This window comes from Bradyrhizobium arachidis (genome assembly GCF_015291705.1).
In the GTDB taxonomy this organism is placed as follows: Bacteria; Pseudomonadota; Alphaproteobacteria; order Rhizobiales; family Xanthobacteraceae; genus Bradyrhizobium; species Bradyrhizobium arachidis.
In genome coordinates this window covers 7,815,889-7,828,073 of the sequence record NZ_CP030050.1, presented here as the reverse complement: position 1 = coordinate 7,828,073, position 12,185 = coordinate 7,815,889, and the positions used below count along the sequence as shown (strand labels likewise).

General features: G+C 64.0%; 11 protein-coding genes. 7 read left to right on the top strand and 4 right to left on the bottom strand.

The genetic code is table 11. The features are described 5' to 3' along the window. Window positions 1-120 precede the first annotated feature (120 nt). On the top strand, window positions 121-735 hold the full coding sequence (locus WN72_RS36900) for a CGNR zinc finger domain-containing protein (RefSeq protein WP_092212639.1): 615 nt from the start codon (window positions 121-123) through the stop codon (window positions 733-735). Window positions 736-777: 42 nt separating this feature from the next. Here the strand turns inward: WN72_RS36900 and WN72_RS36895 are convergent, their stop codons facing one another. Then, complete coding sequence (locus WN72_RS36895) at window positions 778-1,458, bottom strand: TetR/AcrR family transcriptional regulator (protein WP_027560592.1); 681 nt, start codon at window positions 1,456-1,458, stop codon at window positions 778-780. A gap of 172 nt (window positions 1,459-1,630) precedes the next feature. On the opposite strand from WN72_RS36895, the gene WN72_RS36890 reads away from it, so the two are divergent. From WN72_RS36890 to WN72_RS36875, 4 genes are all read left to right on the top strand, one after another. Continuing rightward, window positions 1,631-2,494, top strand: coding sequence for a DUF3313 domain-containing protein (locus WN72_RS36890; protein ID WP_027560591.1), 864 nt, complete (start codon window positions 1,631-1,633; stop codon window positions 2,492-2,494). Window positions 2,495-2,551: 57 nt separating this feature from the next. Further along, window positions 2,552-2,806, top strand: coding sequence for a hypothetical protein (locus WN72_RS36885; RefSeq protein WP_092212637.1), 255 nt, complete (start codon window positions 2,552-2,554; stop codon window positions 2,804-2,806). Then, window positions 2,803-3,165 (top strand): hypothetical protein, encoded by a 363-nt coding sequence (locus WN72_RS36880; RefSeq protein ID WP_244553660.1) that lies wholly within the window; start codon window positions 2,803-2,805, stop codon window positions 3,163-3,165. Before WN72_RS36885 ends, WN72_RS36880 begins: the two co-directional genes overlap by 4 nt. A gap of 90 nt (window positions 3,166-3,255) precedes the next feature. After that, on the top strand, window positions 3,256-4,191 hold the full coding sequence (locus tag WN72_RS36875) for a LysM peptidoglycan-binding domain-containing protein (protein WP_167380611.1): 936 nt from the start codon (window positions 3,256-3,258) through the stop codon (window positions 4,189-4,191). A gap of 37 nt (window positions 4,192-4,228) precedes the next feature. On the opposite strand, the gene WN72_RS36870 is transcribed toward WN72_RS36875, so the two are convergent. Further along, the gene (locus WN72_RS36870) at window positions 4,229-7,549 is read right to left on the bottom strand and encodes a VCBS domain-containing protein (RefSeq protein WP_244553659.1); all 3,321 of its coding nucleotides are present in this window, start codon (window positions 7,547-7,549) and stop codon (window positions 4,229-4,231) included. 354 nt (window positions 7,550-7,903) lie between these two features. On the opposite strand from WN72_RS36870, the gene WN72_RS36865 reads away from it, so the two are divergent. After that, window positions 7,904-8,554, top strand: coding sequence for a FecR family protein (locus WN72_RS36865; protein ID WP_092212633.1), 651 nt, complete (start codon window positions 7,904-7,906; stop codon window positions 8,552-8,554). A gap of 47 nt (window positions 8,555-8,601) precedes the next feature. Then, window positions 8,602-9,453 (top strand): tetratricopeptide repeat protein, encoded by an 852-nt coding sequence (locus tag WN72_RS36860; protein WP_092212631.1) that lies wholly within the window; start codon window positions 8,602-8,604, stop codon window positions 9,451-9,453. Window positions 9,454-9,589: 136 nt separating this feature from the next. Here the strand turns inward: WN72_RS36860 and WN72_RS36855 are convergent, their stop codons facing one another. Further along, window positions 9,590-10,663 carry a tartrate dehydrogenase gene (locus WN72_RS36855; protein ID WP_092212629.1) on the bottom strand — a complete coding sequence of 358 codons (1,074 nt, stop codon included), beginning with the start codon at window positions 10,661-10,663 and terminating at the stop codon, window positions 9,590-9,592. A 21-nt stretch (window positions 10,664-10,684) separates the two neighbouring features. Beyond that, window positions 10,685-11,983: an MFS transporter gene (locus tag WN72_RS36850; RefSeq protein WP_092213062.1), complete on the bottom strand. Its 1,299-nt coding sequence runs from the start codon at window positions 11,981-11,983 to the stop codon at window positions 10,685-10,687. Between the last annotated feature and the right edge of the window lie 202 nt (window positions 11,984-12,185).

Genomic DNA, 12,185 nt, shown 5'->3' with positions numbered 1-12,185 from the left:
CCATTTTACGTAACCTGTTAAATCGTCATATTCAGGTTATGAAAGTTGATAGTAACTTGTCAATTGCTATTTTACTGGTTACAACAGGGTTGCCTTCTCACGACGGGCCAAGGACCGCTCATGGACAGACCACCCGCGATGTTCATCGCCGACTCGCTCGGCCTCGATTTCCTCAACTCGGTGGCGACGCCAGTCGATACGCCCGTCGATTGGCTCGACGATGGCGATGGCCTGATCGACTGGCTGGCGCAGGCGAAGCTGGTGCTGCCGGAGGAGCTGGATGCGCTGACGGCGCGCGCCAGACCGGCCGACCTCGACGAGGTCGCCGATCAGGCCCGCGCCTTGCGCGAGTGGTTCAGGGGCTTTGTTCTGGAGCATGCGGGCCGGCCGCTGACGGCGAAGGCGCTGCACGAGCTTGGCCCGTTGAACGGCATCCTGGAGCGCGATGAGACGTTCCTGCAAGTCGGGCCTCGCCATGGTGAGGAAGGCCTTGCGCTGCAGAGGACGCGGCGCTGGCGATCACCGGAGTCCCTGCTGTTGCCTATCGGCGAAGCGATGGCGAAATTCGTCTGCGACGAAGACTTTTCCGACGTGAAGGCGTGCGAGGGCCATAACTGCACGATGCTGTTCGCCGACCACACCCGCAGGCGCGCGCGGCGATGGTGCAGCATGGCGATCTGCGGCAACCGCGCCAAGCAGGCCGCGCATCGCGACAGGCTCAAGAGCCGGCAGTGACGGCGACGCGCAGCTGCGGCAGGCCGCGCCGCAGGGGATGCCCTATGGTCGCTTCCTGACCAGCTTGAGCGGACGACTGGTCCCTTGACTGCGCGGCTTGCTCGCGGTGCTCTGCGCCGCGGCTGGCCGCAGGAAGCGGAGCAGCATCGTGCGCAGATGCGCCGCGCTCTGCTTGATATCCAGCTTGGGATTGCGGATCGGCAGGGCGCGGGATCCGTCGATGAGGGCGATCAGGATGTTCGCCGTCGCATCCGGATCCAGCCCTGGATCGACCCGCCCCTGCTGTTGCGCGTGGCGCAGGAAGTCGCTCCACATGCGGCGGACCGCCGCGGTGTGCCGTTCGATGATCTTGGCGAAGTCCGGATTGCGGCCTGCCTCGGCGAGGCCATCCAGATTGAGGATTTGGGCGGGACGAAAGCGCAGGCTGTTGTCCTCGATGTCGACGAGCAGCGCCTCGATTACGTCGTCGGCCGCGAGAATCCTCTCAAACCGCTCCGCCGCATGCGCAACGCCCAGATCGATCATCGCCTCGATGATCGCCTCCTTGCTCGGAAAGTAATGGTAGAGGTGGCCGGGACTGATGCCGGCCTCGGTGCAGATGTCCGTCGTGCTGGCGCCGCGGAAGCCGTCCCTGATGAAGCAGCGGATCGCCGCGCCGAGGATCTCCTGGCGCTTCTGCTCATGCTTGACGGGATCGACCTTCCTCAAATCGGACATCTCCATTCACACTCGCCCCGTTTAGCACGACGATTTGCCACGAGAAAATCAAAATTAGAGAGTTCCATCTATTTATGTTGACCGGGTGTTGCGGGGCGTGAGAGTGATTATTAGAGCAATCTCTCTAATAAGCCGTCGATGCGGGAATGGGACCATGCGCTTGCCACGGACGGCCCTGATGAGCGTCGCGCTGGCGCTCGGTGGCTGCGCGACCGCGCCGCTCGAACGGGCCGGCTCGCTCAGGAGCTACGACCGGATGTCGGATGCGAACGGACTGGTGACGCGGTCGCAGATCCGGATGAACAAGAAGGACTTGCTCGCGGCGAAGACGATCCGGATCGCATCGACCGCGTTTCCTGCGCGCCCTGGCGTTGCGCTGAACGACAAAGAGCGCCGCCTCGTCGCCAACGCCGTCAGCCGCGAACTTTGTCTCCGCTTGAGCGAGCGCTTCCGTATCGTCTCCAACGATGACGACGCCGACCTCACGGTTCAGGCGACGGTGACGCATGCCACGCCGACCAGCGCGACTGCCTCCGGCGCGTCGAAAGCCCTGTCGATCGCCAAGACCGTCGCGCTTCCCGGCGTACCCGTGCCGGTGCCGCGGCTTCCGGTCGGCCTCGGCAGTCTGTCGGTCGAAGCGGAAGCGCGCGACTTCGCCGGATTTCAGAAAGCAGCCATGGTGTGGGCGCGCAGCGCCAATTCCATCTCGAATTCCGCGCGCGTCGCCAACGAAGGCGATGCCTACGATCTCGCCGCCGATTTCGGCGCGGACTTCGCCAAGCTGGTCACGACCGGAGAGTCGCCGTTCGGTGGTATCGCTGCCCTGCCGCCGATGGAGAGCATTCCCGTGCGGCTCGGCGGCGCACCGAAATACGTCGCGTGCGAGGCGTTCGGGCGCTTTCCAGGCCTGACCGGCCTTGCGGGGCAGGGGCTCGGCCTGCCGCCGGCCTGGACGGATTCCGGCGCCAAGGACAGTCCGGCCAACAGTCCAGACCCGGCGTCGCCGCCCGGGCCGGGTTCAGAGCAGCCGCTGACGCAGTAATGCCGCTGCGCGCCGATCTCCGAGCTCAACACATCGATAGCCGATCAGAGACATCACATGCTGACATCCGGAACGACACGCCCTTCCGAGCGCGCTTTGCGCAAAAGCGCAGCGCGCCGCGATGCGCGAGCGAGGAGCGTCCCCCTGTTCACGGCTGACGAAGCGTGGAGCCGCACGGTCGCGGATCGGCGTGTGGCCGGCGAGACGGATGATCAGGAGGCGATGCTCGAGCCCGGCTTCTGGATGACGGCCCTGGTCGCGTTTCTGCCGACCGTCGCGGGCTGCCTCTATCTCTTCCTGACCCAGGGATGAGGCGCCGGTCTCCGGCGGCCTTGTCCGCCGTCCTGACGCTGTTGCTCGCGGGATGCGCAACGAGCGCGAATCTGCCTCCTGCCTATCATCCTCCGCGTCCGCCGGGCGCCAAGGCGTTGCAGGACGGCGTCAAGAAAGCGGCTGCCGAGGTCAAGCTGACCGGCGGACTCGAGACAACCGACGTCCGCCATAGCGACCACGGGCCGGGATCGTATTTCGTCTGCCTGAGGCAGCGCGGCCCGTCAGGCGACAGGCCGCCCGCCTATTCGGTCTTTTTCGACGATGATGCCTATAAGGGCATCCAGAGTTCGGTGATCCTGGATGCCTGCGAGGCCCAGCCATGGGCTTCGTTCGATTGAGGTTCCGTGCCCCAAAATCCACCCAATCGGTGGTCACTAAGCCCCCGTGGGGAGGGGCGTAATACCTCCTGTGGTGGGACTGCTGATCTGATGATCGATTTGAGGCGAGTTGTCGTGCTGGCAGCGCTTGCGCTGCTCGCCTTGAATCCCGTTGCGGCTGCTGCGTCCCCGGCGAAGTCTAAGCCTGCGGCGGTCCCTGCCGTACCCGTCGCTCCGCCTGCCGCGCCCTTCGAGCCGCTGCCGCCGCCGAAAATCTACCTGTTCCGCGGCGCCATGGGCCCGATCTTCTCGACCGGCATGGACCGGCTCAGCGAGAAGCTGACCAAGGCCGGCTTCTCGGCGGACGTCTACGAATTCACCATCTGCCGGCTGATCGGCAACCGCGCCATCGCCAGCTACAAGGAGAGCCCCGCACCGATCGTGCTGATCGGCCATTCCATGGGCGGGCTGTGCTCGATCGTGATCTCCGAGATGGCGGCCAAGGAGAACATCCCGATCAGCCTCGTGGTCGCCATCGACCCCGCGCATGCGACCGGCGACGTGCCACTCAATGTCGAGCGCTTCATCAACATCTTCATGTCCGACAGCGTGCTCGGCGGCGGCGACGTCGTGGCGGTGCCCGGCTATCGCGGTCACTATGCGAGCTACGACCTTAAGGAAAACGCGCGCGTCTCGCATATCAACATCGAGAAGTCGGACGACATCCATCGCCAGATCATCGAGATGGTGACGCAGCTGCCGCGCATTCCGCCGCAGACCCAGGCCGATGCCGTGCCGCTGCGCTATCTCGTGCCGGGCGATACGCTGGTCGAATTATGGGACAGCGGGGTGCGCGTGCCGGTACGCCGCGGCGACACCCTGGAGAGCATCGCCGCAGCCAACCGCGTGCCGCTGTGGACGCTCGCGCAGAGCAACTCGCTGGCCGAGAACGCGCAGCTCACGCCCGGCCAGACCATCATCGTCCCGCGCCACCTGACGCCGCCCGAGCCTGCCGCTGCCATGGCTGCGCCGCCAGGCCGGCGGTAGCATCGCTGCGGATCCGGGGCTTGCTGCGCGGCCAGCCTCACACGATGAGATCGTGCTGCACGGGATGGTCGACGTGTCCGTTGTGAGCACCATTGTCCGTATGCGAAGCCTCGGTCATTGGCGCCGCGTCAGCATGTCCCTTGGTCTCTCCCGCGTGTCCGTGCTGATCGGACGGTGACGGAAGATCGTCCACGACGGCGGTGCTCGATTTCTCGTGACCCGGATTCAGGAATTTAAAATTGTCTGCTGCGTGCGGATTTGCTTCTGAGCCAGACGCGCCGTTGGCCTTGGAATGCAGCTGAATATCAAGCGCGCCCCCGGTATCGGCGGCGCTCGCATCGCCAGGCGCCTCGGCAGCCTTGCCGCTGTTGGTGTGTTGGGCGGATGCAAAGTGGAAGCCGTCCGGTGTACTGAAAGGAACTTCCAGTCCCGAATGACTTTCGGTTGCAGTGCTGATCGGACTGATCGACATCGAATGGTTGCTGTCGTCTTTTCCAATTTGCTCAAAGACGAACTTGAAGTCCGCCAATGGCGAAACGCTCGCTACTTCCAAGAGGCCGGGTGTCGCAGTCCCGGCCGAGTCGGAAGAGCCGGGATGCTCGCTCGGCCCGGTCCGGCTTTGACCGGCATCAAGGCTATGGTTCGCGTCGGCTGCTTGAGCCGCGGAGATCTGGTCGACGGGGAGGGTCTCGGCCGTCGTATCAGCGATGCTATCGTGTCCGGGGGGCCCGCCGACGAACGGAGGATCCGATACCACGGTCGTCCCTGTGGCCAGATTGTCGAAGTCGTTGGGGTCGCAGTCGCTGGCGCCATGGATCGAGATCGTCACCTCTTGCTTGGTGCCGTCGATGCTTGTCACCGTGAAATGATCGCGGAGCGTATCGCAGGCATCGAGTGCGTTGACCACGCTGTTGCAGTTGTCGAGCGTATAGGTCCATACGCCGGTGGCGCTCATCGTGAAGGTGCCGTAGCCGCAGTCGCTTGCAGTCGGCGAGGTCACGGCGGTGAAGCTGTTGGCCGGATTGTCGACATCGGTATCGGTGAGCGTGCCAACCGCGACTGGCCTGCCGGGTGAGATTGCGCCCGCCTCGAGCACCGAGCCTGTCGTGGTGCCGCAAATGATTGCGGCGTCATTCGTGCCGAAGATCTTGATGGTCACCACCTGCGGCGTACCGTCGATGGTCGTCACCGTGAATGTGTCGGTCAGCGTGCCGCAGGCATTCAGCGCCTGCACGGTGCTGTTGCAGTTGTCGAGCGTGTAGGTCCACGTGCCACACGCCGTCATCGTGAAGGTGCCGAAGCCGCCTGCGCTCGGCTTGGGCGAGCTCACCGCGACGAAGGTGTTCGACGGATTGTCGGGATCGGTGTCGGTCAGTGTACCGCAGGCGACCGGCGTCCCGGGCTTCCCGTTGGCGATGCCCCCGGCCTCGATCACGCAGCCGGCCGTCTGTCCGGAAATGACGGCCGCATCGTTGCTGCCGTTGATGGTGATCGTCACCACCTGTGCGGTGCCATCGATCGTGGTTACCGTGAAGCTGTCGGTCAGCGTCTGGCCGTTGTTGAGCGCCTGTACCTTGGTGTTGGCATTGTCGAGTGTGTAGGTCCACACGCCGGCGGCTGTCATCGTAAAGCTGCCGTAGCCGCCCACGCTCGCCGTCGGCGAGCCGGCCGCCACGAAGGTGTTGGACGGATTGTCGACGTCGACATCGGCAAGCATGCCCGTCGCGATCGACGTACCGGGCGAGGTGCAGCTGCCTTCGATAACAGCACCGGCGGCGGTGCCGGAGATGATGGCGGCGTCGTTGCTGCCATGGATCGTGATCGTGACGACTTGCGGGGTGCCGTCGATGCTGGTCACCGTCAAGGTATCGGTCAGGGTGTCCCCGACATTGAGGGCCTGGACCGCATGATTGGTGTTGTCGAGCATGTAGGTCCACACGCCGGCTGCCGTGATCGTGAAGAAGCCATAGCCACCCGTGCTCATGGTCGGCGAACTGACCGCCGCGAACGTATTGGGCAGGTTGTCGACGTCCACATCCGTGAGCGTGCCGGTTGCCGTTGGCGCGCCAGGCGCCGCATTGGTGGCACCGCCTGCCTCCGCCACCGTGCCATTGACGTTGCCTGAGATGATAGCCGCGTCGTTGGCGCCGTTGATGTTGATCGTGAAGGCCTGACCCACCGAGAGCGAGCCGTCCGAAACTGTGATGAGGAAGCTCGTCGTCGTCGGCGATTGCAGGGCGTTGATTGCATCGTTGTTCGGAACGAAGGCGTAGGCGCCGGACGTGCTGTTCAGGAAAAGGGTGCCAAAGGGACCCGCCTGCGAAAGATTGTAGGTCACCCCATTCAGTGTCGTGCTGCCGGCTGTTCCCCCGCTGAGGCCGAAGGCCAGTACGGCGCCGGTCTCGGAACTGTTGGCCGTGAAAGTACCGCTCGCCGTGGTGAACTGGTCGAAATGGATCGTGTCGACTTCGACCGGTCCGGCGGGCAGGCCCAGAGACGGCGGCGTATGTATGATGATGGGAACAGGGATGTCGAACGGCGGCAACGGCGGAAGCGGGTCTTGCGGCCTAGTCGAGTCATGCGACGTGAAATTGATATGCTGAATCGAGAGTGAATCGCCGAAAGGAGGTGTGCTCGATCCCGTCGGCCCCCGCGTGAGATTGGCGAGCACGTCCTGTTGCGCCGACTGCAACTCCTCCATTCGCGTAGCACTATTGGCGACCTGATCGACCCTGACCGAGGAGCCGATCCTGTTCAGGACGATGGTCTCGCCGGGATCTTCGACGATGATGTGTCGCGGCACCGCCTCCTTGGTGATGAGCTCGAAGGAGCCGTGCTGAAGGTCTTTGTAATTGATCTTGTCGTCATCCAGGAATGTGGCGTCGGGGTCCGCGGCGTTTGCGTCCGGCATCATCGAGAAGGTCAGCGCCGCAAGCGTCAGTATTCCGAAACCGCTCGAATAGGAGCGGCCGCGAAGGCTTCCCAACGGCGTGTCGACCGTCAGAGTGCCGCCGCTGCCCAGCCGGCCGGCTGCGAAGGAAAAGCTTCCTCTGGTCACCGCAAGCACGATCGCGCGCACGGTGTCGTTGGGATCGTAGACGAAATCGCTCACCTCGATCCGGGCTCCGCCGGCGAGATTGAAGACGGTGCCGTCGACGAGCAGAATTCCGATCTGTCCGTCCGCGGCAGTCTCGATTGTGTCACCATGACAGACAGGGGCGCCAACGCTGACCTGTATTGCCGCGGAGTTGTCTCGCGTGAGAGTTGTGCGACCAATCGCCGTCTGAACGATGCCGATGATTTGGTGAGGCGGGATCGCGACGGCCTCATCCGAGAGTTCAACGCCGGACGCAACCAACATTGGGCCTCGCCTGCTGGACAATTCTGGCTCAGCGCGATGCCGCAGTCTTGTTGGTCTTGCCTACGCCACAGAAACAGAATGCACTGGCGTCGGCTGATTGGGCCCTGCACGCCGAAAACGTTTTGAAACTCGATCCCTGCGGGGCCAGCCAGGAGCAGGGCCCCCCTTCCTGCGAGCTTAAGCGCCCCGGCGCGACGGTGGAAAACGCAAAAGGAGTACTCCATTTGTAGGCTGGTCCATGGGGCCGCTTCAGGTGGTAGATTCCGCGATGCACGACGTGCGGGCGCCGCCGAGGTTCAAAGAGCCCATCGCGCGGCCATGCGAACGAGATCTTCTCGGAGATGGCGGGTCATGTGCAGACAGACGATTGCAGCTTTCGCGACCGGTTTCGTTTGGGTATTTGCAAGTACCCTCTCTGGGCCCGCGCAAGCGCAAGTCGATTCTGTGAAGCCCGCCGTCCAGGATGTTGCGCCAAAACTCATCGGTAAGGTCATCCGCGTCACCGGCGTGGTCACGATCGAGCACAAGGGTGCGGTCGTGGTCCAGGCGAGCCTTGGCGATCAGGCCGGCCAAACCAAGGTTGGCGATGTCGTATATCTGGGCGACGTGGTGCGAACCGAGGTCGACAGCCGGGTCAGCATCAACTTCACCGATGGCTCGTCGTTCAATCTGTCCAGCAACGCTAGCATGACGTTGGACGAGTATGTGTACGAGCCGGAGGGGAAGTCGAATGCGACGTTTTTCAATCTGACCAAGGGAACGGCCACGTTTGTTGCCGGCAAGGTCGCCAAGACCGGCGACATGAAGGTGGATACGCCCGTCGCGACCATGGGAATCCGAGGCACCACGCCGCACATCGAAATCCAGGATGATGGTTCCACCAGATTCTCCACTCTGATCGAAGAGGGCAAGAGCAAGGCGCTGAAGAAGCGTGCAGCCGCCCCGCCGCAGCAGCCCGCAGACGCAGCCAATCGCAAGCTGACCATCTGCCGAGGATGCTGAAGCGATTCCGCGCTGCGTCATCCATTGCAGTGGGAGCCGATACGGACATGAGTATGAGGGGCGCTCTCATCGACGGCGCGGCGACCATCCTCGTTTTGCTGTTGGTCGGCTCACCGGCAGCGGCGCGACAGCCGCAGGAAAACAGCAATCTCAAGAGCATCGAACTGTGCAACGGCGCGGACGTTCCGCCTCAAGCCAGGATCGTCGGCTGTACGGCGCTCATTGGTTCGGGTGAGGCCAATGCGGACGCGCTGGCCGTCGCCTACAACAATCGCGGCAATGCTTACGTCGTGACGGCGGAGTACGACCTCGCGATCAAGGATTTCGATCAGGCGATCGAGCTCGCCTCGGGTTACGTCAAACCGGTCAACAATCGCGGCGTGGCCTATCTGAAGAAGGGGGCGTATGACGTCGCGGTGAAGGCTTTCGACGAGGCGATCAAGCTCAATCCCAACTATGGCGGTGCCTTCGTCAACCGAGCCGAAGCCTACATTAAGATGAACGAGTACGAGCGCGCCGCGCGCGACTTCGACGAGGCGATTCGTCTCGATCCGAATTCGAATCTTGCCTGGAGTGGACTTTGCTGGATACGGGCCGCCCTCGGCAATCTCGAGGCCGGGCTCGACGACTGCAACAGGGCGCTCCAGTCGGGATCGGACAGTGCCGCGGCCTACGACTCGCGTGCGCTGATCCATCTGAAGATGGGCCAACTCGCCGCGGCCATCGACGACTATAATGCGGCGTTGCGCGTCGAGCCGAAGCTGGCAAGCGCGCTTTATGGGCGCGGACTTGCCAAGCTCAGGCAGGGTGACCAAGCCGGCGGCGACAGCGACATCTCGGCAGCGAGGATCATCGAGGCCAAGATCGGCGATGACTTCGCTCGCCATGGCGTCCAGTGAGGCGGGGCCGCGGGCGGTCGTTTGAGTTCGTGGAATAGAGGATCGCGAAGTTGATGGAGGGGGCTCGACGCTCCCGCGCGCGAGGCCCCGCCAGTTTGGCGTCGGATGTCGGTTCGACCGCCGGCTCCTCAGTCCGCTACAAGTTCGATCCGTGAATCGCGTCGATCACGGCATCCGTGACTTCCTTCGTCGTCGCCTTGCCACCGACGTCTGGCGTCAGCACGCCGGCCGCGCAGACGCGCTCGACCGCCTTCATCAGCCGCGCAGCCGCATCCTTCTCGCCGAGATGCTCGAGCATCTGCGCGCCGGTCCAGAACGTCGCGACCGGATTGGCAATGCCCTTGCCGGTGATGTCGAAGGCCGAGCCATGGATCGGCTCGAACATCGAGGGGAAGCGGCGCTGCGGATCGATGTTGCCGGTCGGCGCCACGCCGAGGCTCCCTGCCAGCGCGCCGGCAAGGTCCGAGAGGATGTCGGCGTGCAGATTGGTCGCAACGATGGTGTCGAGGCTCTTCGGATGCAGCGTCATGCGCACCGTCATGGCATCGACCAGCATCTTGTCCCAGGTGACGTCGGGGAATTCGGTCGCGACCTCGGCGGCGATCTCGTCCCACATCACCATGCCATGGCGCTGCGCGTTCGACTTGGTCACCACGGTCAGCAGCTTTCGCGGGCGCGACTGGGCCAGCTGGAACGCATAGCGCATGATGCGGGTGACGCCGACGCGGGTGAACACGGCGACCTCGGTGCCGACCTCTTCCGGCAGGCCCTTGTGGGCGCGGCCGCCCATGCCGGCATATTCGCCTTCCGAATTCTCGCGCACGATCACCCAGTCGAGATCGCCAACGCCGACATTGCGCAGCGGCGAGGCGACGCCGGGCAAAATCTTGGTCGGCCGCACATTGGCATACTGGTCAAAGCCCTGGCAGATCGGCAGGCGGAGGCCCCACAGCGTGATGTGGTCGGGCACATCAGGCGCGCCGACCGCGCCGAAATAGATCGCGTCGAACTTCTTCAGCTCGGCGAGACCGTCGGCCGGCATCATCACGCCGTGCTTCTTGTAATAGTCCGAGCCCCAGTCGAACGTTTTGACGTTGAAGGCGAGGTCGCCGCTGCGTTTTGCGAGAGCCTCCAGCACGCGGACGCCGGCCGAGATCACCTCGGGGCCGATGCCGTCGGCGGGAATGGCTGCGATCGAATGGGTGCGCATGAAGATGCTCCGTTTGGGGTGTCAGTGGGATTGCGGGACGGGTTCGACGGGCGCAGTCTTTGCGCGCGACAATAGCAAAGTGAGGGCTGCGGAGAGAACGAGCAGGCCGCTGACGAAATAGAGCCCGCCGACAAAGCTGCCGGTCTGGTCCTTGATCCAGCCGATCATGGCGGGGCCGACGAAGCCGCCGAGATTGCCGATCGAGTTGATGGTGGCGATGCCGGCGGCAGCCGCGGGGCCGGACAGGAACAGCGTCGGCATGCTCCACAGCGGTGGCTTGGCCGAGGAGATGCCGATGTTGACGAGCGTCAGCGCGAGCAGCACGGCGACGACGCCCGCGGCAAGTCCGGCATAGGCGAGGCCCGCGGCCGCAATCAGGCAGGCCCACACGACGTGCCAGGTGCGCTCGCCGGTGCGGTCCGAATGCCGGGCCCACAGGATCATGGCGACGACGGCGGCGGTTGCCGGCAATGCGTTGAGGAAACCGACCTGGAGCGAGGACAGGCCGAACTGCTTGATGATCTGCGGCGCCCAGACGCCGAGCGTGTAGAGGCCGGCCGAGGTGCCGAAATAGATCAGCGACAGCGCCAGCACGCGGGGATCGGCGAGCCCGCGCCAGATGCTGTGGCTTGCGGTCGCGGCCTTGCTGGTGGTCTCCGCATTCATGGTCTCGACCAGCCAGCGGCGCTCGTCCTCGGCAAGCCATTTTGCTTTCTCGGGGCGATCGGTGAGAAAGCCCAGCACGACGAAGCCGAGCAGCACGGCCGGCAACGCCTCGAGCACGAACAGCCATTGCCAGCCCTTGAAGCCGAGCAGACCGTCCATCTCCAGCAGCGCGCCTGAGATTGGCGAGCCCAGCACCGTCGAGAGCGGCGCGGCCGCCATGAACAGCGCGGTCACCGCGGCGCGCTGGCGCGCCGGGAACCAGTAGGAGAGATAGAGGATGATGCCGGGGAAGAAGCCGGCCTCGGCGACGCCGAGCAGGAAGCGCAGGATGTAGAAGCTGGTCGCCCCTTGCACGAACGCCATTGCGGCCGAGACGAGACCCCAGGTGATCATGACCCGCGCGATCCATATCCGCGCACCGACCTTGTGCAGGATGATGTTGGAGGGCACCTCGAACAGGAAATAGCCCCAGAAGAAGATGCCGGCTCCAAAGCCGTAGACCGCGGACGACAGGCCGATGTCCTTGTTCATCGTCAGCGAGGCAAAGCCGATGTTGACGCGGTCGATGAAGGCCACGAAGTACAGCAGCATGATGAAGGGAACGATGCGCCAGGTGATCTTGCGCAGCACGCGCGTCTGAATCTCGCTCGCCACCCTGGCCTCCTCAGGTTCCGGTTTGTTGTTGTGTCGGCGGACCCGGAAGGTCGATGCCAGCAGCAAGCCTAGGCGGGGGCAGGAGGCATACTCAATTGGCGCTGGTTTATACAAAAAAATGATATAATCCTCGCCAGGGCGTGCTTCCACGGCGTCATGGCCGGGCTTGTCCCGGCCATCCACGTCTTTCCCCGCGGCACGA